Here is a 23,102-nt window from a genome sequence, read left to right on the forward strand (position 1 = left end):
CATGGCGGCAACCGTCTTCTTCCTGAATCCGCTGCCGGCAGTCGGCGGCACCGCAGTGCTCGACGGTAAGGAAGGTCATCACGCGGCGACCGTGCGCCGTATTCGAGTCGGCGAGCGCATTGTGCTGTCCGACGGCGAGGGCGGAATAGCCGAGACCGTGGTCACCGGCGTGGAACGCGAACGCCTGGAGATGACGGTCGAGGCGCGCATGGAGGCGGCGCGTCCGAGCCCGACGGTGGGTCTGGTCCAAGCGCTACCGAAGGCCGAGCGATCCGAACTCGCAGTCGAATTGGCGACCGAAGCAGGCATCGATTCGATCGTGCCCTGGCAGTCTTCGCGCTGCGTTGCGCGGTGGGAGGGTCCGAAAGCTGTCAAGGGCGTGACGCGGTGGCGCGGCGTCGTCGCCGCTGCGTCCAAGCAGTCCAGACGGGCGTACGTGCCCGAGGTCGCCGAGCTGCACAGCACCGCTGATGTCCTGAAACGTGTTCGCGCCGTGGTCGATCGGGGTGGAATCGTCGCGGTACTGCACGAATCGGCTGCCGAGAAGTTCTCCGCGCTGAAGTTCCGAGAGGTCGCGGAAGTTTTGCTGGTGGTCGGCCCCGAAGGCGGCATCGACGACAAGGAAATCGCGAAGTTGACCGAAGCGGGCGCCGTTCCGGTGTTACTGGGTCCTACCGTCCTGCGGACCTCGACGGCCGCGGCGGTCGCCCTGGGCGCTATCGGCGTCCTCACCGACCGATGGAATCATGCTCCTCTGAATTTCGGATCACCGGAGTGAACCGGATCAAGATCGATTATGGAGAGCATCCGGAGCAGTACGGTCATCTATATCTTCCGGAAAGTCCTGTGCGTGAACCGCTTCCGGTGGTGATGGTCGTGCACGGTGGATCGTGGAGTGGGCGATACGCGCTGACTCTGGGAACCCAGTACGCCGTCGAATTCGCGCGCGCAGGATTGGCGGCATGGAACATCGAGTACCGCCGTGTCGGTAAAGGAGGTGTGTGGCCCGAGGTCGGCTCGGACGTGTCGGCTGCGCTGCAGGCCGTCGGTTCTCTGGTGCAGCAACACTCGCCGATACCGTTCGACACGAACGATATTCGCGTTATCGGTCACTCGGCGGGTGGGCATCTCGCAGTCTGGATGACAGGGGAGCGTCAGCTGCCGATCCGGCCGTCTTTGGTTGTGTCGCAGGCAGGCGTTCTCGATCTCGCTGCAGGACCTGCCAGTGGTCACGCGAACCCGGCTGTGGAGTCTTTGCTGGATGCGCGCTACGAGGATGCGCCGGAGTTGTACAGGGCTGCCTCGCCCCTGCACAGGCTGCCGACCGGAGTACCCGTGCGGTGCATTCACGGAGCAGCGGACGTGCAGGTGCCGGTCACTCACAGTGAGCGTTACGTCGCGGCAGCGACCGCCGCGGGGGACGTCGCAGGACTGTCCGTGATCGACGGGGAGGACCATTTCGCCTTCCTTGCGCCGGGAACGGAATGCTGGAAGCAGTCCATGGCCGCTGTACTGAACCACCGGCCGATTGAACCACCGGCCGATTGAACCACCGTGCAGGTAAATTGGAATGCGCGCATTGCCGTGCGCGTTAAACTCGAGATCAGCATCCCGTTACGCGACATCCGAAAGCAGGCCATAGCCACCACGTGAGTCAACACAGCGAATTTCCTGCCGAGCGTCAGGTTCGGTCAAGCATGGAATTGGCACCCGAGGCCGTCCCTCCACTCCTCGGGCAGTCCGACGAGAATCTTCGCGCCTTGGAAGAGGTGCTCAGTGCCGATATCCACGTTCGCGGAAATGCAGTGACTCTCAGTGGAAAGGTCGCCGACGTCGCGTTGGCCGAGCGGGTGATCTCGGAGTTGGCGGCCGTCGTCAAGCGCGCGCAGCCACTTACGCCCGATGCGGTCCGCCGCACCGTCGCCATGCTCACCGAAGGAGTGGCAGAATCGCCCGCCGAGGTGCTGAGCCTGGACATTCTGTCGCGTCGGGGTAAGACGATCCGTCCCAAAACCCTGAACCAGAAACGCTATGTCGACGCCATCGACGTCAACACCATCGTGTTCGGGATCGGGCCGGCAGGCACCGGCAAGACCTACCTGGCGATGGCCAAGGCGGTCCAAGCGCTGCAGACCAAGCAGGTGAGCCGGATCATCCTGACTCGGCCGGCCGTCGAAGCAGGGGAGCGTCTCGGCTTCCTGCCCGGCACCCTGCACGAGAAGATCGATCCGTACCTGCGACCGCTTCACGATGCTCTGCACGACATGATGGACGAGGAGGCCATCCCGAAGCTGATGCAGGCCGGAGTCATCGAGGTTGCACCACTCGCCTACATGCGTGGACGTACGTTGAACGACGCGTTCATCATTCTCGACGAGGCGCAGAACACCACTGCCGAGCAGATGAAGATGTTCCTGACCAGGCTCGGGTTCGGTTCCAAGATCGTCGTGACCGGCGACGTCACGCAGGTAGACCTGCCAGGCGGAGCTCGGTCCGGGCTCCGCGCAGCCAGCGAGATCCTCACCGATGTCGACGACATCCACTTCGCGCAGCTGACGAGTAGCGATGTCGTGCGGCACCGTCTCGTATCCGAGATCGTCGATGCGTACGAGCGGTTCGAATCCACGCACGAGGCCGACGGCAACCGTGCGCAGCGACGCTCGAACGGTCCGCGGTCAGCTCGCCGTTAGAGTACTCGCCGTTAGAGTAATCGTGTCCGGAGTCGAGAAAGAACGATGTGTAGAGAGAATGTGCGGTAGATGAGTATCGAGGTGTCCAATGAATCGGGGATGGATATCTCCGAGCCGGAACTCGTGAGCGTGGCCAGGTTCGCGATCGCGAGCATGGATGTGCACCCTGCCGCCGAACTGTCGATGGTTCTCGTCGATTCGGCCACCATGGCCGATCTGCACATGCGGTGGATGGACCTTCCCGGCCCGACCGACGTGATGTCGTTTCCGATGGATGAGCTGGAGCCGGGCGGTCGTCCCGACGCGCCGGACCCCGGGCCGTCGATGCTCGGGGATATCGTGTTGTGCCCGTCGTTCGCCGCGGATCAGGCCGCGTCCGCCGGTCACCCGCTCGAACACGAACTCGCGCTGCTGACGGTGCACGGCGTTCTGCATCTGCTCGGTTACGACCATGCCGAACCCGACGAGGAGAAGGAGATGTTCGGTCTCCAGAATCGAATCCTCGAGGACTGGTACGAGGATCTTCGCCGCGCGGAGGAAGCCGATCTGCAAACCGCACGGGACAATCGGCTTCTGGGCAAGACCGGATTCGCCCGGGACGAGAACCTGTGAGCAGTGCACCCGCACTCATCGTCTCTGCTGTTGTGCTGGTTCCGCTCGCCGGTGTGTTCGCGGCCGTCGACTCGGCGCTCAACACCGTCTCTCGGGCCCGCATCGAGGATATGGTCAAGGACGAACGACCGGGTGCCGTCGGGCTGCTCAACGTCGTGGCGGACCGACCGCGGTACGTCAATCTGACTGTTCTGCTGCGGATTCTGTGCGAGATTGCGGCGACGGTAATGCTGGCGGGCGGCATGATGGATCTGCTGTCGGAAAATCTGGCGCTTGCCGTCACCGCAGTCATCATGGTGCTCGTCAGTTATGTCGCAGTCGGCGTCGGCCCGCGGACGCTCGGCCGCCAGCATGCGTACTCGATAGCGTTGTCCGCTGCATTTCCGCTTCGCGCCCTCGGCTGGATTCTCGGCCCGGTGAGCAGGTTGCTCATCCTGATCGGTAACGCCATCACCCCTGGCCGCGGATTTCGTAACGGCCCCTTCGCTTCCGAGATCGAGCTCCGCGAACTCGTCGACATGGCGCGTGAGCGCGGCGTGGTCGCCGACGACGAACGTCGCATGATTCAGTCCGTGTTCGAGCTCGGCGACACCTCGGCGCGCGAAGTCATGGTGCCGAGGCCCGAAATGGTCTGGATCGAATCGGACAAGTCGGCAGGTCAAGCAACGTCGCTGGCAGTGAGGTCGGGACACTCGCGAATCCCGGTGATCGGTGAGAACGTCGACGACATCGTCGGTGTGGTCTATCTGAAAGATCTTGTGCAGCAGACGTATTTTTCGACCGACGGTGGTCGCGGTGTGCAGGTGAGCCAACTGATGCGTCCAGCCGTCTTCGTGCCGGATTCCAAAGCCCTCGATGCACTCCTGGCCGAGATGCAGAGGGACCGCAATCACATGGCGCTACTCGTCGATGAATACGGCGGCACTGCCGGTCTCGTCACCATCGAGGATGTACTGGAAGAGATCGTGGGCGAGATAGCGGACGAATACGACGCCGACGAGGTTGCGCCGATCGAAGATCTCGGTGACGGAACTTTCCGTGTGTCAGCGCGGGTGCCGCTCGAAGATGTCGGTGAGTTGTTCGGCATCGAGATCGAGTCCGAGGATGTCGACACTCTCGGCGGGCTTCTCGGTTACGAACTCGGCCGTGTGCCGCTGCCGGGTTCACGTGTCGAATCCCACGGATTGATTCTGGTCGGCGAAGGCGGAGCGGACCAGAAGGGCCGGGTTCGCGTGACCACTGTTCTGGTGGAGAAGGTCCCGGCTCCTCAGTCAACCGAAAACAATGCAGAAAACGAGACAGAAGATGCCGATGAATAAGTGCATCGGCGTCACGACTATCCCAGCCGACTGCGGCGGGAAGAGCTGGGAGGTGCGGGGTGTCTGACGCGAGCAAAGAAGAGTTTCGGTCCGGATTCGTTTGTTTCGTGGGTCGACCGAACACCGGGAAGTCGACGCTGACCAATGCGCTCGTCGGTGCCAAGATCGCCATCACATCGTCTCGTCCACAGACGACCAGGCACACGATCCGCGGAATCGTTCACCGCGACAGTGCGCAACTGATCCTGGTGGATACGCCCGGGTTGCACCGTCCCCGCACACTTCTGGGCCAGCGCCTCAACGATCTGGTGCAGGACACGTACTCGGAAGTCGACGTCATCGGTTTGTGCATTCCCGCGGACGAGAAGATCGGGCCTGGCGACCGATGGATTCTCGAACAGGTGCGTCACATTGCACCGAAGACCACGTTGATCGGCATCATCACCAAGATCGACAAGGTGAAGAAGGAACGCATCGTTCAACAGCTCATGGCCCTGTCGAAGCTCCTCGGCGAGAACAGTCACGTCATCCCGGTGTCCGCGACATCGGGGGAGCAGGTGGAAAAGCTCGTCGAGCTTCTCGCTTCGGAGTTGCCGCCAGGGCCTGCGTTCTACCCTGACGGCGAGCTCACGGACGAGCCGGAAGAGATCTTGATGGCCGAGCTCATCCGTGAGGCCGCGCTCGAAGGCGTTCGTGACGAACTCCCGCACTCGCTCGCTGTCGTGATCGACGAGATCACTCCGCGAGAAGGCCACGACAACATGCTCGATGTGCACGCAATTCTCTACGTCGAACGATCGAGCCAGAAGGCAATCATCATCGGCAAGGGTGGATCGCGGCTCAAGGAAGTCGGCACCGAGTCGCGCCTACAGATCGAGAAGCTTCTGGGAACCAGGATCTACCTCGATCTGCACGTGAAGATCGCGAAGGATTGGCAGACCGACCCCAAGCAGATGGGCAAGCTCGGTTTCTGAGCGTCGCTGGATCCGCCGTGAGTGGGAGACATCCATTCGCTCTGCTGCATGGGAGACTGGTAAGCGTGAGGCTATACCGGGACAATGCAGTCGTGCTGCGCCAGCACAAGCTGGGTGAAGCCGATCGCATCGTCACGCTCCTCACACGGGACAACGGCATCGTCCGTGCCGTCGCCAAAGGCGTTCGCCGCACTAAGTCGAAGTTCGGTGCCAGGCTCGAACCTTTCGCCCACGTGGATGTTCTTCTCCACCCAGGACGCAATCTCGACATCGTCACCCAGGTGCACACGGTCGACGCGTTCGGCGGCGACATCGTCACCGACTACGGCTGTTACACCACCGGATGCGCAGTCCTCGAGACCGCGGAACGCCTCGCGGGCGAGGAGCACGCACCGGCAAAGCGACTTCATCAGCTGACGGTCGGGGCCCTGCGCGCCCTCGGCGAACGAGCACGGCCACCGGAACTGATTCTCGACGCCTTTCTGCTTCGCGCCATGGGGTTTTCGGGGTGGGCGCCGTCGTTGACCGAATGTGCACGCTGCGCAGCACCGGGACCGCACCGGGCGTTCCACGTCGCCGCTGGTGGATCGGTCTGCGTGCACTGCCGGCCACCGGGTTCGGCGACGCCGATGACTGGGGTTCTGGACCTGATGGTCGCGCTGGAGCGCGGGGAATGGGAATACACCGAGACCACGTCGACCGCAGTTCGCAGCCAGGCGAGCGGTCTCGTCGCAGCGCATCTGCAGTGGCATCTCGAACGTCAGCTGCGGACTCTGCCGCTGATCGAGCGGTCTCGACCGCACACCGGCGAGCCTGGCTATCCGACACGACTCGACACCGTCGTTCACCCGTGAGTTGGTCGATGCCGAGCAGGCAGCTGCTCCTGATCTCCGGCTCTCTCCGAGAGGGTTCGACCAACACCGCTGCGATCACCACTGCCGCGTCCTTGGTGCCGGCCGGGTGGACTGCCGAGGTCAATCGCGACATGGGTGAACTCCCACACTTCAACCCCGATGATGACACCGACGCTGTTCCTGCGAGCGTTGCGCGCCTGCGTTCGGCGATCGCGTCGAGTGACGCCGTGATGATGTGCACGCCGGAGTATGCGGGCGGACTGCCGGGTTCGTTCAAGAATCTGCTGGACTGGACGGTGGGCGGCATGGAGATCGTCGGGAAACCCTGTGCGTGGCTGAATGTCTCGGCGAATCCTTCTCGGGCAGCGGACGCGCACGACTCGCTTCGCAAGGTCCTCGGATTCACCGGGGCAGACATCGTCGATGCCGCCTGTGTGCACGCCCCGGTGACCCGATCGGCCGTCGTTGACAATGGATCGGTCACGTCCCGTGTGTTCACGACCGTGGCCACCGGCGCCGTCGTTACCCTGGCGCAGTATGCGTCGGCAAAAGGCCGGTAGGCCGTAGCGCCGCCCACCGGCGAACCTGATTCGGCCGGGCAGGTGGCCGTCGGGCAGGATGAAGACCGTGATTCGACGACGCGAGCCGCGCGCACCGACCGACGGCGAGACCGCTGTACGTCCTCCGGATCCACATCCGTCGGGAGCGAGGCCGCCGATACTGCAGCCCGAGCTCATCCCACGCCACGTCGCGCTGGTAATGGACGGCAACGGGCGATGGGCGCAGGACCGCGGACTGCCACGTACTGCCGGGCACGAACGCGGCGAAGAGGTGCTGATGGACACCGTGTGCGGCTGCATCGACATCGGCGTGAAGTGGCTTTCGGCGTACGCGTTCTCCACCGAGAATTGGAAGCGAAGCCCTGACGAGGTCAAGTTCTTGATGGGCTTCAACCGCGACGTCATCCGGCGTCGCCGCGACGAGATGAACGAAATGGGCGTCCGCGTCCGCTGGGCCGGTCGTAGGCCGCGGCTCTGGCGCAGTGTCATCAAAGAACTCGAAGTAGCCGAGGAGTTGACGAAGAAGAACACCGTCATGACGCTGACGATGTGCGTCAACTACGGCGGTCGCGCCGAGATCGCCGATGCGACAAAGGAAATCGCTCGTCAGGTTGCAGCCGGGAAGCTCGATCCGGAGAAGATCACCGAGGCAACCGTCGCAAAGTATCTCGACGAGGCCGACATGCCGGACGTCGACCTGTTTCTGCGTCCGTCGGGGGAACAGCGGACGTCGAATTTTCTGATCTGGCAGTCGGCGTACGCCGAGTTCGTGTTCCAGAAGAAGCTGTTTCCAGATTTCGATCGACGCGACTTGTGGGAAGCCTGCGTCGAATACGCGTCGAGAGATCGTAGATTCGGGGGAGTGAAGTATGAGTGAGGAATTGTCGTTGCAGGCACGTGCGGAAATAGCCTTGTCGCAGTTTGCAACCGTTGTTGTGGGAGAAGAAGGATCGCTCGGGTTCGACTACGCAGGAGCGCTGTGTTCGCTTCGCTCGGTCGCACTCTCGCCCGGACTCGAAGTGCTGTCGTTGACAGCCGTTCTGGCCTGGGATCGCCCGTTGAAAGCGTCGCTCCACAAGAAGGTGGCGGATCGCAACGCAGATTCACAATTCGGATCGATCTCGGTCAACATCCACGAAAAGCTTGCAGATGTACTGCTGCGCTACACGTTTCCGGCCAGCGGGCTGGACGACGAGGCGCTGATGACCATGCTGGTTCTGGTGCTGGGAGGCGTCGAGAAAGCTCGCGAGGGGCTGCTGCCCTGAGGCGGCCTATCGGGACCTGCATTCGCTGCAGGTGCCGAATATCTCGATGGTGTGGCTCACGTCGGTGAAGCCGTTGGTCTCCGCGACGCCCTGCGACCACTTCTCGACGGTCGGGCCTTCGACCTCGACGGTGTATCCGCAGTCGCGGCACACCAGGTGGTGATGGTGGCCCGACGAGCACCGACGGTAGACGGATTCTCCGGTGTCGATGCGCAGCACGTCGACGGTGCCCGCATCGGCAAGAGTCTGCAGGGTTCGGTAGACCGTCGTCAGTCCGATACCTTCACCGCGCTTGCGGAGTTCGTCGTGTAGATCCTGCGCCGATCGGAACTCCTCGATGTTGTCGAGGAGATCGGAGATCGCGCTGCGCTGCTTGGTTGCGCGAACGCCGACGACGACGGGTTTGCGGCGGGTGGTCTCGGTCGATGACTTTTCGGCCATGGATTCAGCCTTCCTCGGCGTGAGCAACTGCGTCGACGACGATATGAGCGAGATGGTCGTCGACCAGTCGATAGAGAACTTCGCGACCGTTGCGCTCACCCTGAACCACTCCGGCGGCCTTGAGGACGCGCAGATGTTGGCTGATGAGCGGTTGGGTGACCCCGAGTGCGCCGACCAGTTCGTGGACGCAACGCTCGGACTCGCGGAGCTGGAGAACGATTGCGATTCTAACCGGCGCAGCGAGAGCGCGGAGGATGTCCCCCGCGGCCGCAAGAGTTTCCTTGGGCGGCATCGGTGCGGGCGGTGCGGACCCGAACGGGTCGTTCACGTGCCCGTCGGTCGCATGCCCAGCGAGTGCAGCATGTTCGTCGGCTGGGTGCGAAGGGTCTGTGTCCATGATCGCCAACAGATGTCTCCTTCTATCAGGCTCGGTTGTAGACCCCACACTAGTCCAGTGATTGTTAATGCAAATCACTTCCATTTTGATATGCACGACTGTGCACGTCAACCGAGCCCGGGGAGCGTTCGGATAAACCCGAGCCGACCGATAGGCTCAGCACCTACAAGTCCCCCCTCACCAGACACAAGATGGAGAGCTCCGCCAGTGGCACCCAAGTCCAAAGTCGAAACCGTCGCCAACCTCGCCAAGCGGAGAGGGCTCGTCTACCCCTGCGGCGAGATCTATGGCGGTACCAAGTCGGCGTGGGATTACGGCCCGCTGGGCGTCGAGCTCAAGGAAAACATCAAGAAGCAGTGGTGGCGGAACATGGTCACCAGCCGCGAGGATACGGTAGGCCTCGATTCGTCGGTAATCCTGCCGCGCCAGGTGTGGGAGGCCTCCGGCCACGTCGAGACGTTCAGTGACCCTCTCGTCGAGTCGCTCATCACTCACAAGCGGTACCGCGCCGATCACCTCCTCGAAGCCTACGAGGAGAAGCACGGGCACCCACCCGAGAACGGGCTTGCCGATATCCGCGACCCCGAAACCGGTGATCCAGGCCAGTGGACCGAGCCGCGCGCTTTCTCCGGCCTGCTCAAGACATTCCTCGGCCCCGTCGACAACGAAGAGGGCCTGCACTACCTCCGCCCCGAGACCGCTCAGGGCATCTTCGTGAACTTTGCCAACGTGCTCACCACCTCGCGCAAGAAGCCGCCGTTCGGCATCGGCCAGATCGGTAAGAGCTTCCGCAACGAGATCACGCCCGGCAACTTCATCTTCCGTACTCGCGAGTTCGAGCAGATGGAGATGGAGTTCTTCGTCAAGCCAGGCGAGGACGATGAGTGGCACCAGTACTGGATCGACTACCGGTTGAAGTGGTACACCGATCTCGGCATCGATCCGGAGAACCTGCGGCTGTACGAGCACGCCAAGGAAAAGCTGTCGCACTACTCCAAGCGGACGGTCGACATCGAGTACCGATTCCGGTTCCAGGGCAGTGAGTGGGGCGAGCTAGAGGGTGTCGCCAACCGCACCGACTACGACCTCACGGTCCACTCGAAGGCATCCGGTCAGGACCTGAGCTATTACGAGCAGGCCACCGACACTCGGTACACCCCCTACGTCATCGAGCCCGCAGCCGGACTGACCCGTTCGCTGATGGCGTTCCTCGTCGACGCCTACACCGAGGACGAGGCACCCAACGCCAAGGGTGGCGTCGACAAGCGCGTTGTGCTCAAGCTCGACCGGCGGTTGGCGCCGGTCAAGGTGGCGGTGCTGCCGCTCTCGCGCAACGCTGATCTGACGCCCAAGGCGAAGGATCTGGCGGCGCAGCTGCGTCAGTACTGGAACGTCGAATTCGACGACGCCGGGGCTATCGGACGCCGGTACCGTCGTCAGGACGAAATCGGTACGCCGTTCTGCATCACCGTCGACTTCGACACTCTCGACGACCATGCCGTCACCATCCGTGAGCGCGACAGCATGGCGCAGGAGCGCGTTGCTCTCGATCAGGTCCAGGCCTACCTGGGGCAGCGTCTCCTCGGCGCGTAATTCGGATTGATACTTCAGGTGACCGAATGAGTCATTCGGTCACCTGAAGTGCGTTGTGGGTGTTCAGAACCGGCCGCCGCCCGCGCGCCCGCCGCCCCCGCCGCCGAAACCGCCGCCCCCGAAGCCGCCTCCGCCGCCGAAACCTCCACCGAAGCCGCCGCCGCCCCGACTGCCCCGCAGCATGCTGTCGATCAGGATCCCGCCGAGTACGGCACCCGCAGCGCCGCCGCCGCCGCCGCGCGGACGCCTGCTGTCCTCCCATTGTGCGACGTCGGCCTGTGCTAACTGCGATGCGCGCGAAGCGAACTGGGCGGCAGCCTGAGCATGCCGGATCGCCGTTGCCGGATCGCTGGTTTCGAGCTGGCGAGCTGCCTGGAAGTACCGCTCGGCCTCTGCCAACGCAGTTCGTGCATCGGCGCCGATCCCTCCGCGTCTGGTCGATATGTAATCCTTCGCCGCGGTGATCTGCGACTGCGCTCCGCCGAGGTCGCGAGCCAGCCTGCTGCGGAGCAGTTCGTCCTGCGTCTTCGCTTCGGTCGCGTCCTCGATCACCTCGTCGAGGTGCTGATCAGCCTCGACGAGCTGGTTGTAGCTGCCCAACGGATCCGACGCCTGTGCTGCCTCGGCGTTACGCAGTGCCTGTTCGGCAGCTGTTCGCGCTGCCTGCAGGTCCGAGCCGCCGTGCTGTGTGAGCGATGAGGCCTGGTCCAGGTCGCGCCGCACTTCGGCGATGGCCTCCGGCAGGGTGGCGATTGCATTGCGAATATCGTTCTGCGCGTGGTCGACTGCATCGAGAAGGGCTCTCGCCTGGTCGACGGCTTTCTCCGCGGTGCGCACGGCGGAGACGAGCTGGCCCTGCTGTCCGGCGGGCTTGGCTGCAGCGTCTCGTCCAGCGGCAATGTTCGACTCGGCCAGCGCTACGTCTTCTCGCGCCATGTCGACGTTTTTCGCGATCGACGCCAGCGCAGGCGCAGCGAACTCGGTACGAAGCTGCGCGAGGACCCGCTCGGATTCGGGCACGCGAACCGTCAGTTCGACGACACTCTGCGTCAGGGAGTCCAGCTTGCTGTCTGCATTGATCAGCAGATCGCGCATGTTCTCGAATTCTTCGACACGTGAATCGAGTTCGTGGTCTGCTCGGCCGCACGAGGAGATGATCTGGATCAGCATGGCGCGGCGCTGGTCCGGGGTTTCGGCGATCGCGTCGTCGAGGCGCTGGCGGATCTCGAATGCCGATGCGAGAGCTTTCTTCGCTTCCTCGAACGCACCGATGAACGGCGCCGCGGTGGTGTCGCCGAACTCGGATCGAGCGATCGCAAGTTCCTCCTCGCTCGCGCGGACTGCATTGTCCGTCTCGATGAGCATCGAGTGCGCGCGTGCATCGAGAAAGTCGAGGGGGAGTGCCGAAAGCGCGCCCGTATCGGTGGGGTCGATGTTGTGTGCAGCTTCGATTCCGGCCTTCTGGCGTGCCTTCTTGCGCCTGGAGGAATACACGACGGCACCGCCGCCGCCGACCACGACAACACCTGCGCCGATCAGCCAGGGTGTGCCGGAGCCGTCGGAACTCGAGGATGCGTACGCGTCACTCAACGACCCAGCGGTGACAATGGCTGCACCCGCCCAATCCTCCTCGCGCAGTGCGGGTTCGATGTTATCGGTGCGCATATCCGAGATTTCGGAATCGGTGATCTGGGTAAGCCCTGTCGCGACCCAGGTGGCGTACGAACGATCCACCGTCGCAACGGCAAGCAAGGCATCTCGATCTCCGAAGCCGCTTGCTTTCGCCGTCGACTCGGCCCACGCGGCCGGATCGGTGTTGTCGAAGTCGGCAACGTACACGACCCAGAGGCGGATCCGGTCGTCGTTGTACAGGTCATCGATGGCCGTCTGCACATCCGCCCGTTGGCCGTCGTCGATTGCCTCGACGGTGTCGGTGATCTGGCCCGCCAGACGTGAGGGCTGATCGGCCGACGCCGTCCCCGCGGAGCCCAACAGAGCTGCGAATCCAAGAAATAGGGTGAGCGCGGTGAAGGCGAAAAATCGCCGCGTCCGTGAGAAATCGGGAACGTGCTTAGCCTGATCGACTGCCATGGAATCCGAATCTACCGGCACGCGTCGCAGCGAGGTGACCATGACACTTGTCATGGCAGGATCGTGACGCTCGGACCAGGGCATGGGCTGGGATCGGTAGCAGAGTTCTACTCATGACAACGACACCAGCGGTTCATCTGGAACACCTGAGCAAGAGTTACGGATCGGTGCAGGCAGTCGCCGACGTGAGCCTGCGCATCGAACCGGGCGAGGTAGTGGCTTTCCTCGGCCCGAACGGTGCAGGCAAGACGACGACGATCGACATGATGCTCGGACTCGCGACGCCGGATACCGGGTCGGCCCGGGTGTTCGGGGCCGCGCCCGCGGAGGCGATCGGTGCAGGCCGAGTCTCGGCTGTGATGCAGTCCGGCGGACTGCTCCGCGACCTGACCGTCCGAGAAACCGTGCGCTTGACCGCGTCGTTGTTCCCCCGGACGAGCCCAGTGGACGACGTCCTGGGGCGAGCGGGCATCTCCGCTATCGCTGATCGCCGGGTCGCGAAATGCTCGGGAGGAGAACAACAGCGACTGCGATTCGCGCTTGCCCTGTTGCCCGAACCCGACCTGATCATCCTGGACGAACCGACCACGGGGATGGACGTCGAAGGGCGCCGGGACTTCTGGAAGGCCATTCGACAGGACGCACTCCGCGGCCGAACAGTTCTGTTTGCGACCCACTACCTCGACGAAGCCGACGCCTACGCGGACCGGATCGTGCTGCTGCGTCACGGCCGGGTCGTCGCCGACGGCAGTGCTGCGGAGGTGAAGAACCTCGCGTCCGGTCGGACAGTGACAGCCACGGCGCCCGGCGTCGACCAGACGGCGTTGCTCGGGTTGCCGGGGGTCGACAGTGTCGAGCTTCGCGGTGAGCGGGTGCTCATCCATGGGCAGAACTCCGACCTTGTTGCGAGGTACCTGCTGACCCAGACCGACGCCGTCGACCTCGAAATCGTTTCCAAAAACCTCGAGGACGCCTTCCTCGCGCTCACCACCGATGCCCAGACCACCAGCCTTGTAGGGAGCTCGAAGTGACTACCACCGAGACAATCCGGACGACCCATGCACCTCGGCCGACGCTGGCACTCGGCGGCTTCAGTCCCACGTTCCTCGGCTTGGAAATCAAGCGCCTCGTACGTAATCGGCGAACCGTCGTGTTCACGCTCGTGATGCCGCCGGTGTTCTTCGTGATTTTCGGGCTTCAGTCCGACTACTCGAGCAACTACGCCTTCGCTCACGGGAACGTCACGGCGTACATCGCCATCAGCATGGCCGTCTACGGTGCCATGCTCGCCGCAACGAGCGGCGGAGCCATGGTCTCCGTCGAACGAGCGCAGGGCTGGAGCAGGCAACTTCGCCTGACGCCGTTGCGGCCGGTCGCCTACATCGTCACCAAGATGCTCGTCGCGATGACCATGGGGCTCGCATCGGTGGTGGTGGTGTTCGTGGTGGCGGCGTTCGTCGGCGCGGACATGCCGATCTGGGTGTGGATCGCTACAGGCCTCATTGCCTGGCTCGGTAGCTCGGTGTTCGCGGCCTTCGGATTGTTCATGGGATATCTGCTGCCGTCAGAGAACGTCATGCAGGTATTAGGACCTGTTCTCGCCGTGCTTGCCTTCGCCGGTGGGTTGTTCGTTCCACTCTCGGACACCGGTTGGTTCTCGGTGGTCGCGCAGTTCACCCCGCTCTACGGTCTCGCGACGGTCGCCCGGGCGCCATTCACCGCTGTCTCCGGCGGCACGCTCGCGGTGGCGGTTCTCAACCTCGTCGTCTGGGCGGGGGTGTTCATCGTCGGGGCGGCCATGTTGTTCCGTCGGGACACCGGGCGAGTCTGACGAGCCGTACTAGCGTGAGCAACATGACTGCCGAAACGGACGGACCCGAGACCATGGGGCGGATGTTCCGTTTCGGCTGGGTCTTCGGCATGATCTGGCTTTTCTACCTCGTGTATCCGCTCGGGGAGGCGCTCGATCAGCCGGAGCTGTGGCAACAAATCGCCGGAGTCGCGGCCGTAATCGTGTTCGGCGCAACATTCGTGGTGACATTCTGGGCGTTTCGGAACGCGAACCGCAACAATCGGAGACTCGATCTCCGGTGGGCGTGGACTAGCTTGATCGTGATGGCGCTGCTGATTTTGCTACTCGCGCTTCTCCTCGGGAGTGTGGCGTTCGGCGCGACGATCTACATGGCGGTACTCGCAATGATGACGCTGCCGAGCCGTCAGGCATGGGCCGGTGTCGCGGTCCTCGTCGCCATAGTCGAGCTAGTTCCGCGAATCGTCCCTGACTGGAATCCCGGCACCTTCTTCGCGTTTCAGCTCATTGTCAGTGCCGTTGCTGCGTGGGGTATCACTCAGGTTTTCCGCCGCAACCACGAGCTCGCCGAGGCTCGCCAGCAGTTGGCGGATCTCGCCGTGGTGGCCGAGCGCGAACGGGTCGGCCGCGACGTCCACGACATTCTCGGACACTCGCTCACCGTCATCACGGTGAAAGCCGAACTCGCCGGGCGGTTGATCGAGATCGACCCGGCGCGAGCAGCAATCGAAATCGGACAGATCGAAGCGCTTGCGCGAGAAGCACTCGGAGACGTTCGTTCGACGGTGGGTGGTATGCGCCGGGTGGATGTAGCCGCCGAACTCGGCAACGCACGTTCCGCTCTCGCAGCGGCCGACATCGACGCGGACCTCCCGGCGGACGCAGATGTTGTGTCCTTACGTAACCGCGAGCTGTTCGGTTGGGCGCTGCGGGAAGCTGTCACCAACGTCATCCGGCACAGCGGAGCCCACACGTGCTCGGTGGTAATCGACGCGAATCACATCGTAATTTCCGACGACGGATGCGGTGTGCCCGAGAACTCGGCGAACGATGGCAATGGGCTTCGAGGGCTCGCGGAGCGAGTCAAGGCTGCCAACGGATCGCTTGCGGTCGGTCGCGGCGGAACCGGCGGATTTCGAGTGGAAGTGAGGTCTGCATGAGCATCAAACTGCTTTTGGCCGACGATCAGGCGTTGGTGCGCGGGGCGCTCGCAGCACTGCTCGATCTCGAATCCGACCTGGACGTCGTGGCCGAGGTCGGCCGAGGAGACGAGGTCGTAGCGGCGGCGCTCGAGCACTCGCCGGATGTGGCGCTGCTCGACGTCGAGATGCCTGGTCTCGACGGGATTGCGGCCGCCGCCGCACTCCGAGAGCAGGTGCCGTCATGCCGAGTGCTCATCGTCACCACGTTCGGCAGGCCCGGATATCTGCGCCGAGCCATCGATGCGGGTGCGTATGGATTTGTCGTCAAAGACACCCCTGCGCGGCAGCTGGCCGACGCCGTGCGCCGAGTTCACCTGGGCCTGCGTGTCGTGGATCCAACGCTCGCCACCGAGACGCTGACCGACGGTGTCTCGCCGCTGACGGCCCGTGAGCAGCAGGTTCTCCGCGCTGCCGCGGCCGGCGGCACTGCAGCTCGACTTGCGGCGCAGCTGCACCTGTCGGAGGGGACGGTGCGCAACCATCTGTCTGCGGCGATCGGAAAAACGGGCACGACCACCCGCGCCGAAGCAGTCCGAGTGGCGCAGGACCGCGGTTGGTTGTGAGTGCATTCGGACTGGTTGTGGGTTCATTGCGCACGCCCCGGCGACCCCAACCGTGCGCGACTGGCAAACTCGAGGGGTGAACCCGACTCTCGCCCGCGATCCGTACGGCGATCCCCACGAGGATTCCTACGAAGAACCCGAACCCGAACCCTCCCGGCTCGGGTTCTTCGGCACCCTCGGTCGATGGACGATGCGTGTGATCGTCGGCGTCATCTTGATGGGACTGATCGTTGTCGGCGGCACCGCGGCGAGGGTGTGGCAGGTGGCCCGGATCGACGACCATTCTCCGGCCCAGGCAATCGTGGTGCTCGGCGCAGCGCAGTACTCCGGCACACCGTCGACGGTGTTCGAGTCCCGGCTCTCCCAAGCCGCAGCGCTGTACGAGGAAGGAGTCGCTCCCGAGATCGTGACAGTGGGCGGAAAGCAGGAAGGCGACCTCTACACCGAGGCCGCGTCCGGTCGAAACTTTCTCATCGATCAAGGCGTACCCGCGGACAAGATCATAGCCGTCGAGCAAGGTTCGGACACCTTGGAAAGCATCGAGGCGGTCAGCGAAACACTTGGTGCGCAAGGTAAGTCGTCCGTCGTGTTGGTCAGTGATCCCTGGCATTCACTGCGGACGCGCACGATGGCGCGCGATGCCGGTCTCGAAGCCTGGACCTCGCCCACCCGAACCGGGCCCGCGGTGTACACCCGTGAATCGCAGGCCCATGGAATTGCTCGCGAGACCGGTGCACTGCTCTGGTACCAGCTGACGCACTTCACAGCAGACTTCTCCTACACGGCAGGTCAATGACATTGAGCGAGTACACAGACCACGACCTAGAGAGGTTCGTGGCCGAGGCTCCCAAAACCGCGGGTTTGAACAGCAAGCAGGAGAACGCGTCGCACCGTAGCGCGTTCGCCCGCGATCGTGCCCGAGTGTTGCACTGTGCGGCTCTCCGCAGGCTGGCCGACAAGACGCAGGTCACCGGACCGCGCGACGGCGACACGCCTCGAACCCGTCTGACGCACTCGCTCGAGGTCGCTCAGATCGGGCGCAGCATCGCCGAAGGACTCGGAACCGATCCTGACCTGGTCGATCTTGCCGGACTCGCCCACGACATCGGCCACCCGCCGTACGGCCACAATGGTGAGCGAGCGCTCGACGAGGTCGCCGTGGACTGCGGTGGATTCGAGGGCAACGCTCAGAACCTGCGGATTCTCACCGGGCTGGAGCCGAAGATTCTCGACGAGGAAGGCCGCAGTGCCGGGCTCAACCTGACCCGTGCCTCCCTGGATGCGGCGACGAAATATCCGTGGCTGCGCCCTGCCCCCGGCGCGAAGTTCGGTGCGTACGACGACGACGGAAAGATCCTCGGCTGGGTACGTGACGGCGCGCCCGACCGTCGTAAATGCTTGGAAGCGCAGTCGATGGACTGGGCAGACGATGTTGCCTACTCGGTGCACGACGTCGAGGACGGCGTCATCGACGGGCGGATCGCACTGCGTGCTCTCGGTGATCCGAGTGAGCAGCGTGAGCTGGCCGAGCTCGGCGTGCGGGAATTTCGAGGGCTCGACGTCAACGAGCTGATCGAGGCAGCGGATCGGCTGTCCCGAATGCCCGTGGTACTCGCTGTCGGTCAGTTCGACGGCACGTTGAACGCGTCGGTTGCGCTGAAGCATCTCACGAGCGAACTGGTCGGGCGGTTCGCGACCGCAGCCATCAACGGCACTCGCAACAAGTGGGGCACGGAACCACTGGCCCGCTACGAGGCAGATCTGGTGATCCCGCCGATCGTGGCCTCGGAGGTCGCGTTGCTCAAGACGATGGCCCTGCGCTACGTGATGTCCGACGCCGGTCACAAGATTCGGCAGGAACGGCAACGGGAGCGGATTCACCGTGTCGCGGAGTGGTTGCAGCGGTCGGCGCCGGGGGAGTTGGACCCGATTTTCGTGCCCGCCTGGAACCGTGCGGACACCGATGGGGAACGCACCAGGGTCGTGGTGGACCAGATTGCGTCCTACACCGAGAGCAGGCTGGAATTGATCGACAAGCGCAGTCTCGGTGCTCAGGCCAGCTGGGGTTGACCTGATTTCCAGCGGGGTTCGATCTGATTCTCAGCGGTCGGTCCTCAGGTCTAGACTTCCCGTGTGGCCGGCCGAATTCCTGAACGTGACATAGCCGCCATTCGCGAACGCACACGGATCGAAGACATCGTCGGTGACTATGTCTCGCTCAAGCGCGCGGGCGGCGATTCGATGAAGGGCCTGTGTCCTTTCCACGACGAGAAATCTCCGTCGTTCCACGTCAGGCCCAATCATGGACACTTCCACTGCTTCGGCTGCGGTGAGGGTGGAGATGCTTACTCTTTTCTTCAGAAGATCGAGCACATCTCGTTCGTCGAGGCCGTCGAACAACTCGCCGAGCGGGCTAACTACTCCATTTCCTACGAGGGCGGTGGGCCGTCGGTTCAGCGTGACCGAGGAACCCGGGCGCGACTGATCGCAGCCAACTCCGCCGCGCAGGAGTTCTACGCAGCGAGGCTGCGCGAGCCCGACGCGCAGACTGCTCGCGACTACTTGACCGAGCGGAACTTCGACGGCCAGGCTGCACTCACCTACGGCTGTGGGTACGCCCCCGACGGCTGGGACACCCTCACCAAACACCTCCTGACGCACGGCTTCGAGGCCAAGGAGATCATCGACGCCGGCCTCGCGACGCCAGGCAAGCGTGGGACTCCCATCGACCGCTTCCGTCGACGGCTCGTGTGGCCGATCAGGAGCCAGAGTGGCGATGTCATCGGCTTCGGTGCACGCAAGCTGTTCGACGACGACACCATGCCAGGAAAGTACATCAACACGCCGGAAACCATGCTGTACAAGAAGTCTCAGGTGCTGTTCGGTCTCGACCTGGCGCGCAAGGACATCGCCAAGTCGCATCAGGCCGTCATCGTCGAGGGGTACACCGACGTCATGGCAATGCACCTCGCCGGCGTCAAGACTGCGGTTGCATCGTGCGGTACGGCATTCGGCGAAGACCACCTGGCAATGTTGCGTCGGCTCATGATGGACGACAGCTACTTTCGTGGCGAGGTGATCTATACCTTCGACGGCGATGCCGCGGGGCAAGCTGCCGCGATGAAAGCCTTCGAGGGTGATCAGAAGATTGCTGGTCAGACGTTCGTCGCGATCGCGCCCGACGGTATGGACCCGTGTGAGCTGCGCCAGACATCTGGCGATCCCGCGGTGCGTGACCTTGTCGCTCGGCGCACACCGATGTTTGCGTTCGTCGTCAAATCGCTTCTGAGCGAACACGATCTCGATACCCCCGAGGGGCGCGTCGAAGCCCTGCGTCGTACCGTGCCCGTCGTTGCCCGCATCAAAGACGGCTCACTGCGCGATGAGTACGCGCGTCAGCTCGCCGGGTGGACCGGCTGGGACGACACCGCGATGGTGCTGGCGCGAGTGCGTGACGAGGCCAAGAAGAACGCTCGCGGCGGGGGCGAGACCAAGAAGCGTGTTCCGTTCGAGAAGCGTCAGGCGCCCGCGCAGGAAGTGCCGGCCGGGCCAGCACGTCCGCAGCCGAAGGATCCGGCGCTGTGGCCGCAGCGCGAGGCGCTCAAGGCCGCTCTGCAGAATCCGGCGATCGCAGGGTCGGTCTTCGACTCGTTGCCTCCGGAGACGTTCACTCACGCCGCGTACGCGGCTGTCAGCACGGCAGTCACTGCCGCCGGTGGCACCGCGGCGGGATTGGGCGGAGGCGAGTGGGTTGACGCCGTCGCCAAGCGGGCAGAGACGCCCGTCGTGAAGTCGTTGGTCATGGAATTGGCCGTCGAACACATCCCGGTGGCGGACATCGCACTCACCCGCTACATCGGCGGTGTGATGGCACGTCTGCAGGAAGTGTGGGTGGGGGAGCAGGTGGCCGAGCTGAAGTCGAAGATGCAGCGAATGTCACCCGCCGACAACCAGGACGAGTACTACGCGCTGCTCGGCGACGTCATCGCGCTCGAACAGTACCGACGCAGCCTGCTGGAGCAGGCGATCGGCAACGTCGAGGAAGTCGGCTAGCGCTTACGCAGCTGATCCTGCGGGATATAGAGCTGGGAGTCGTCGTCGACCTGCTTCATCGGCTCGAGCTTCGGCTGAGTGTTCAACGAGTCCGACAGCTTCTGCCTGCTCACCTCGATGACCTTCTTGGTGGCGGGGCTGCCCGCGACTGCCGAGGCGGATTTGCGGATCTGCTCGTAGCGCCCACGACCTGCCTTGGCTCCGAGTACGTATGCTGCCCCGGCAGCCAGAACCAAACGAATCATGAAAGTCCTCCACTAGTTCAATGTCTGTCTTCCATCCTGCCTGACTCGGCCCGGGCAGGGCGATTTGGTACTCCTATGGGGGTGTGCGCTATTGTTTCTCTCGGCCCACACGAGAGTGTGAAGTCGAAGTAATCCCCTGTAGCTCAATTGGCAGAGCTTCCGACTGTTAATCGGACGGTTGCTGGTTCGAGTCCAGCCGGGGGAGCGCTTGAAAGACCCTCTGACCTGCGGATCAACTCGCAAGGCGGAGGGTCTTTTTTGCGTTTGGCCCGCGTGCTTGTCACGGTTTGTCAGAACTCATCCGAACTGCCTCCAAATCTCTCTCGTGACACTGTGTGGAACTACTGCAGTCCGACAGACAGCTCTCGAAAGATTTACCGCCGAATTTGCGCAGTCAGAGCCGGTTGTCGAGGGCGTCTGTCAGTGAGACCGGGCGCTGGTGATACGGCGCGGCCCAGTCGAAGGCTGGATTTGACGACATGGAGGGCGCAGCTACGAGCCGAAGCGAAGACTCGCGGCCTCGACTGACGACTAGCCGGATGAAGAGCGCCGACACGAGTGTTCACGAAGTGGCATTGTGCGTTCCTATAGACCTGTGCAGGCCCGAGCTTTCCTTAAACGTACGATCATTTAAGGTATCGGTACAGAGTGGATCGGCTCACGCTCAACACATCTCGGATGTCGGTCAACGGCATACCGCTGGCGTGCATCCGCTTCGCTTGCCTCATCTGTGTCCTACATTAGCCGGGGGCGGCCACCCAACCGGCCTTGTGCCCGCGCAGTCTCAAGTCCCAGCTGAGTTCGCTCGCGAATGAGCTTGCGTTCGAACTCCGCCAACGCCCCGAAGATCGAGTAGATTGCTTTCCCGCCCGAGGTGGTCGTGTGAATGGATTCGTTTAACGAACGAAAACCCACACCGTCGGCTTCGAGACTCTCGACCGTCTCGAGGAGGTGGGGGAGTGATCGGCCCAGACGGTCGAGCCTCCACACCACGACAGTGTCCCCGGACCGCAAGTGTGAAAACAGATCCGTCAGTTCTGGCCGTGAAGAAGTCACCCCACTTGCTGTTTCGACCCACACCCTCGGACACCCCGCGGCGCTGAGAGCGTTTCTCTGGGCGTCGACGCTCTGATCGAAACTGGCGTAGAAACGATCCCAACGTCGACGGTGCGTACGGTCGGTCGAACACTGTTCCCATTCCTCCGTGCCGAAGGATCGCCATGTCGGCGATACTGTCCGCCCCGGCGACCATGCCTGCGACCAGGGGCCCGACCTTGAGGCCTGCGTTCGCCCCCTCTTGTCCGTCGGCACCGTGAGGTGCTCCTGCGTCAAAGCATGCAGTCCTGATCGCTGCGCCAACGCCAGTACCGGAACTGACCCGGCGGCCTACACGAGATTGGGGTCGTCGAGATCTCGGCCCCTTCGTCCGGCCCCAACGCACACCCGCCTCGCACCTACCCAGGTGCTGGCCATGGAAGGACGTTTGGATTCAACTGTGGTGCAACGTCATCGGATACAGAAACCCTGCGACTGTTCCGCCGTAACCACCTCGCCGCACCGGGCCCGAGCAACGTGAATCGTGGAATAGCTGGGTAGACCAGCGGTCGACACATGCCCACCCACCTCACGATTCATCCGATTAATTGATCGTCGAACGCCAACTCCACCTCAGTCCATGGATCGAGGGTTAACCTGCGCACGGATGCGCCCTACTCCCTGCGTAACAGTCTGCGAAGCTGCGATTCGCTCACACAAAGCGACCGCGCCGGCTCTCCGCGCACGGCGCAGGTGGGTTCGGACAGGACTTACTCGATGTACCTCACCGTGTCGATTACGCGGGAGTGAATCTCGCTCTGACGCCCACCGACTTGGTAGCCGCTGAAGTGTTCACCAAGCTGATCTGTCGAGCTCCATCAAAGACGTGTCGAGTTCGACGACGATGCATCGGGTCGCGGCGATATGCGGCAGGACCGAAGAGGCGAAGAACGCCGCCACAGCGATTTTACCCTGGTAGAAGCCGCGGTCCGCGTGCTTGGTCGACGGCGTATCGCACGCGCGAGCCGCGATTTCGGCCGCAACGGTCAGCCGCCATCCCACCAGAAAATCCCCGAACGCCTTCAGGAACGGGACGGAGCCAAGACCGATCTTGTACAACGCGTCGGGATTTCGGCCGGAGTCGAGAAGGTGCTGGGTCAAGTGCTCGACCATTTTCTCGATGTCGTCAAGCGCAGCGCCGAGAGCTTGCCGTGGCGCTTTCAGAAGTTCGTGGTGCGACTCGTCGGAAACGGTCTTGCGGACCTCGCCTAAGCCTGAATACACCGATGAAGTGACAACTGAGCGCGAGTTGTGAATACGAAATGCCCTGTCGTGGTGAAAGAATCAATCTTGTCTAGGGAAAGATTCGGCCACTACGAAGGGCATCTCGCAGATGCA

At 63.2% G+C, this 23,102-nt stretch carries 25 protein-coding genes, 1 tRNA gene and 1 pseudogene; 19 read left to right on the forward strand and 8 right to left on the reverse strand.

Features of this window, described 5'->3' with window-relative positions; all coding sequences use genetic code 11:
• Position 1: 1 nt before the first annotated feature.
• The 10 genes from QMK17_RS14615 to QMK17_RS14660 all read left to right on the forward strand — a co-directional run bounded on the left by QMK17_RS14615 (position 2) and on the right by QMK17_RS14660 (position 8,274).
• Positions 2-778, forward strand: a complete 777-nt coding sequence (locus QMK17_RS14615; protein WP_283509983.1) for a 16S rRNA (uracil(1498)-N(3))-methyltransferase — start codon at positions 2-4, stop codon at positions 776-778.
• Complete coding sequence (locus QMK17_RS14620) at positions 775-1,548, forward strand: alpha/beta hydrolase family protein (protein WP_283509985.1); 774 nt, start codon at positions 775-777, stop codon at positions 1,546-1,548. Before QMK17_RS14615 ends, QMK17_RS14620 begins: the two co-directional genes overlap by 4 nt.
• Before the next feature lie 149 nt (positions 1,549-1,697).
• Positions 1,698-2,690 (forward strand): PhoH family protein, encoded by a 993-nt coding sequence (locus tag QMK17_RS14625; RefSeq protein ID WP_283509986.1) that lies wholly within the window; start codon positions 1,698-1,700, stop codon positions 2,688-2,690.
• A gap of 69 nt (positions 2,691-2,759) precedes the next feature.
• Entirely contained in the window at positions 2,760-3,302 is a 543-nt protein-coding gene (gene ybeY, locus QMK17_RS14630) for an rRNA maturation RNase YbeY (RefSeq protein ID WP_283509987.1), read from the forward strand.
• On the forward strand, positions 3,299-4,621 hold the full coding sequence (locus tag QMK17_RS14635) for a hemolysin family protein (RefSeq protein ID WP_283509988.1): 1,323 nt from the start codon (positions 3,299-3,301) through the stop codon (positions 4,619-4,621). Before ybeY ends, QMK17_RS14635 begins: the two co-directional genes overlap by 4 nt.
• A gap of 59 nt (positions 4,622-4,680) precedes the next feature.
• Positions 4,681-5,595 carry a GTPase Era gene (era, locus tag QMK17_RS14640; protein WP_283509989.1) on the forward strand — a complete coding sequence of 305 codons (915 nt, stop codon included), beginning with the start codon at positions 4,681-4,683 and terminating at the stop codon, positions 5,593-5,595.
• Positions 5,596-5,660: 65 nt separating this feature from the next.
• Positions 5,661-6,449 (forward strand): DNA repair protein RecO, encoded by a 789-nt coding sequence (gene recO, locus QMK17_RS14645; protein ID WP_283509990.1) that lies wholly within the window; start codon positions 5,661-5,663, stop codon positions 6,447-6,449.
• An 8-nt stretch (positions 6,450-6,457) separates the two neighbouring features.
• Positions 6,458-7,009, forward strand: a complete 552-nt coding sequence (locus QMK17_RS14650; protein ID WP_283509991.1) for an NADPH-dependent FMN reductase — start codon at positions 6,458-6,460, stop codon at positions 7,007-7,009.
• A 58-nt stretch (positions 7,010-7,067) separates the two neighbouring features.
• Positions 7,068-7,886 (forward strand): isoprenyl transferase, encoded by an 819-nt coding sequence (locus QMK17_RS14655; RefSeq protein WP_283509992.1) that lies wholly within the window; start codon positions 7,068-7,070, stop codon positions 7,884-7,886.
• Positions 7,879-8,274 carry a hypothetical protein gene (locus QMK17_RS14660; RefSeq protein ID WP_283509993.1) on the forward strand — a complete coding sequence of 132 codons (396 nt, stop codon included), beginning with the start codon at positions 7,879-7,881 and terminating at the stop codon, positions 8,272-8,274. The genes QMK17_RS14655 and QMK17_RS14660 overlap by 8 nt, the downstream gene beginning before the upstream one ends.
• Before the next feature lie 6 nt (positions 8,275-8,280).
• On the opposite strand, the gene QMK17_RS14665 is transcribed toward QMK17_RS14660, so the two are convergent.
• Together QMK17_RS14665 and QMK17_RS14670 are read right to left on the reverse strand one after the other, a co-directional pair.
• Positions 8,281-8,715: a Fur family transcriptional regulator gene (locus QMK17_RS14665; protein ID WP_283509995.1), complete on the reverse strand. Its 435-nt coding sequence runs from the start codon at positions 8,713-8,715 to the stop codon at positions 8,281-8,283.
• Between the two features lie 4 nt (positions 8,716-8,719).
• Entirely contained in the window at positions 8,720-9,007 is a 288-nt protein-coding gene (locus QMK17_RS14670) for an ArsR/SmtB family transcription factor (RefSeq protein WP_283510018.1), read from the reverse strand.
• Positions 9,008-9,319: 312 nt separating this feature from the next.
• On the opposite strand from QMK17_RS14670, the gene QMK17_RS14675 reads away from it, so the two are divergent.
• Entirely contained in the window at positions 9,320-10,705 is a 1,386-nt protein-coding gene (locus tag QMK17_RS14675; protein WP_283509996.1) for a glycine--tRNA ligase, read from the forward strand.
• A gap of 63 nt (positions 10,706-10,768) precedes the next feature.
• On the opposite strand, the gene QMK17_RS14680 is transcribed toward QMK17_RS14675, so the two are convergent.
• On the reverse strand, positions 10,769-12,796 hold the full coding sequence (locus QMK17_RS14680; protein WP_442972768.1) for a TPM domain-containing protein: 2,028 nt from the start codon (positions 12,794-12,796) through the stop codon (positions 10,769-10,771).
• Positions 12,797-12,909: 113 nt separating this feature from the next.
• Between QMK17_RS14680 and QMK17_RS14685 the strand changes: the two genes are divergently transcribed.
• From QMK17_RS14685 to dnaG, 7 genes are all read left to right on the forward strand, one after another.
• Entirely contained in the window at positions 12,910-13,827 is a 918-nt protein-coding gene (locus QMK17_RS14685) for an ABC transporter ATP-binding protein (protein WP_283509998.1), read from the forward strand.
• A gap of 14 nt (positions 13,828-13,841) precedes the next feature.
• The gene (locus tag QMK17_RS14690) at positions 13,842-14,627 is read left to right on the forward strand and encodes an ABC transporter permease (protein ID WP_283510019.1); all 786 of its coding nucleotides are present in this window, start codon (positions 13,842-13,844) and stop codon (positions 14,625-14,627) included.
• A gap of 23 nt (positions 14,628-14,650) precedes the next feature.
• The gene (locus QMK17_RS14695; RefSeq protein WP_283509999.1) at positions 14,651-15,766 is read left to right on the forward strand and encodes a sensor histidine kinase; all 1,116 of its coding nucleotides are present in this window, start codon (positions 14,651-14,653) and stop codon (positions 15,764-15,766) included.
• Positions 15,763-16,371 (forward strand): response regulator transcription factor, encoded by a 609-nt coding sequence (locus QMK17_RS14700; RefSeq protein ID WP_283510000.1) that lies wholly within the window; start codon positions 15,763-15,765, stop codon positions 16,369-16,371. Before QMK17_RS14695 ends, QMK17_RS14700 begins: the two co-directional genes overlap by 4 nt.
• Before the next feature lie 190 nt (positions 16,372-16,561).
• Positions 16,562-17,167 (forward strand): YdcF family protein, encoded by a 606-nt coding sequence (locus tag QMK17_RS14705; RefSeq protein WP_283510020.1) that lies wholly within the window; start codon positions 16,562-16,564, stop codon positions 17,165-17,167.
• Positions 17,164-18,441: a deoxyguanosinetriphosphate triphosphohydrolase gene (locus tag QMK17_RS14710; RefSeq protein WP_283510001.1), complete on the forward strand. Its 1,278-nt coding sequence runs from the start codon at positions 17,164-17,166 to the stop codon at positions 18,439-18,441. The genes QMK17_RS14705 and QMK17_RS14710 overlap by 4 nt, the downstream gene beginning before the upstream one ends.
• Before the next feature lie 63 nt (positions 18,442-18,504).
• Positions 18,505-20,424, forward strand: coding sequence for a DNA primase (gene dnaG, locus QMK17_RS14715; protein WP_283510002.1), 1,920 nt, complete (start codon positions 18,505-18,507; stop codon positions 20,422-20,424).
• Here the strand turns inward: dnaG and QMK17_RS14720 are convergent.
• Positions 20,421-20,669 carry a hypothetical protein gene (locus QMK17_RS14720; protein ID WP_283510003.1) on the reverse strand — a complete coding sequence of 83 codons (249 nt, stop codon included), beginning with the start codon at positions 20,667-20,669 and terminating at the stop codon, positions 20,421-20,423. The two genes, dnaG and QMK17_RS14720, sit on opposite strands and share 4 nt — an antisense overlap.
• A gap of 132 nt (positions 20,670-20,801) precedes the next feature.
• Here QMK17_RS14720 and QMK17_RS14725 point away from each other — a divergent pair.
• Positions 20,802-20,874: transfer RNA gene (locus QMK17_RS14725), tRNA-Asn, on the forward strand.
• A gap of 421 nt (positions 20,875-21,295) precedes the next feature.
• Here the strand turns inward: QMK17_RS14725 and QMK17_RS26490 are convergent.
• The 4 genes and pseudogenes from QMK17_RS26490 to QMK17_RS14745 form a co-directional block, all read right to left on the reverse strand.
• A complete protein-coding gene (locus QMK17_RS26490) occupies positions 21,296-21,397 on the reverse strand; it encodes a helix-turn-helix domain-containing protein (RefSeq protein ID WP_442972764.1) in 102 nt (33 codons plus the stop codon).
• A 7-nt stretch (positions 21,398-21,404) separates the two neighbouring features.
• Positions 21,405-21,749, reverse strand: coding sequence for a recombinase family protein (locus tag QMK17_RS14735; RefSeq protein WP_283510004.1), 345 nt, complete (start codon positions 21,747-21,749; stop codon positions 21,405-21,407).
• A 55-nt stretch (positions 21,750-21,804) separates the two neighbouring features.
• Positions 21,805-22,034: pseudogene (locus QMK17_RS14740) on the reverse strand (IS1380 family transposase); the annotation flags it as partial.
• Positions 22,035-22,556: 522 nt separating this feature from the next.
• A complete protein-coding gene (locus tag QMK17_RS14745; protein ID WP_283510005.1) occupies positions 22,557-22,988 on the reverse strand; it encodes an acyl-CoA dehydrogenase C-terminal domain-containing protein in 432 nt (143 codons plus the stop codon).
• Between the last annotated feature and the right edge of the window lie 114 nt (positions 22,989-23,102).

It is taken from the genome of Rhodococcus sp. G-MC3, assembly GCF_030063335.1.
In the GTDB taxonomy this organism is placed as follows: Bacteria; Actinomycetota; Actinomycetes; order Mycobacteriales; family Mycobacteriaceae; genus Rhodococcoides.

What these genes read in the sequence shown, in the direction of transcription:
- QMK17_RS14615 (WP_283509983.1), top strand. Translation starts at nt 2, where the DNA reads ATGGCGGCAACCGTCTTCTTCCTGAATCCGCTGCCGGCAGTCGGCGGC.
- QMK17_RS14625 (WP_283509986.1), top strand. Translation starts at nt 1,698, where the DNA reads ATGGAATTGGCACCCGAGGCCGTCCCTCCACTCCTCGGGCAGTCCGAC.
- ybeY (WP_283509987.1), top strand. Translation starts at nt 2,760, where the DNA reads ATGAGTATCGAGGTGTCCAATGAATCGGGGATGGATATCTCCGAGCCG.
- QMK17_RS14650 (WP_283509991.1), top strand. Translation starts at nt 6,458, where the DNA reads ATGCCGAGCAGGCAGCTGCTCCTGATCTCCGGCTCTCTCCGAGAGGGT.
- QMK17_RS14655 (WP_283509992.1), top strand. Translation starts at nt 7,068, where the DNA reads ATGAAGACCGTGATTCGACGACGCGAGCCGCGCGCACCGACCGACGGC.
- QMK17_RS14660 (WP_283509993.1), top strand. Translation starts at nt 7,879, where the DNA reads ATGAGTGAGGAATTGTCGTTGCAGGCACGTGCGGAAATAGCCTTGTCG.
- QMK17_RS14665 (WP_283509995.1), bottom strand. Translation starts at nt 8,715, where the DNA reads ATGGCCGAAAAGTCATCGACCGAGACCACCCGCCGCAAACCCGTCGTC.
- QMK17_RS14670 (WP_283510018.1), bottom strand. Translation starts at nt 9,007, where the DNA reads ATGCCGCCCAAGGAAACTCTTGCGGCCGCGGGGGACATCCTCCGCGCT.
- QMK17_RS14680 (WP_442972768.1), bottom strand. Translation starts at nt 12,796, where the DNA reads ATGGCAGTCGATCAGGCTAAGCACGTTCCCGATTTCTCACGGACGCGG.
- QMK17_RS14685 (WP_283509998.1), top strand. Translation starts at nt 12,910, where the DNA reads ATGACAACGACACCAGCGGTTCATCTGGAACACCTGAGCAAGAGTTAC.
- QMK17_RS14695 (WP_283509999.1), top strand. Translation starts at nt 14,651, where the DNA reads ATGACTGCCGAAACGGACGGACCCGAGACCATGGGGCGGATGTTCCGT.
- QMK17_RS14700 (WP_283510000.1), top strand. Translation starts at nt 15,763, where the DNA reads ATGAGCATCAAACTGCTTTTGGCCGACGATCAGGCGTTGGTGCGCGGG.
- QMK17_RS14705 (WP_283510020.1), top strand. Translation starts at nt 16,562, where the DNA reads ATGCGTGTGATCGTCGGCGTCATCTTGATGGGACTGATCGTTGTCGGC.
- QMK17_RS14710 (WP_283510001.1), top strand. Translation starts at nt 17,164, where the DNA reads ATGACATTGAGCGAGTACACAGACCACGACCTAGAGAGGTTCGTGGCC.
- QMK17_RS14720 (WP_283510003.1), bottom strand. Translation starts at nt 20,669, where the DNA reads ATGATTCGTTTGGTTCTGGCTGCCGGGGCAGCATACGTACTCGGAGCC.
- QMK17_RS26490 (WP_442972764.1), bottom strand. Translation starts at nt 21,397, where the DNA reads ATGAGGCAAGCGAAGCGGATGCACGCCAGCGGTATGCCGTTGACCGAC.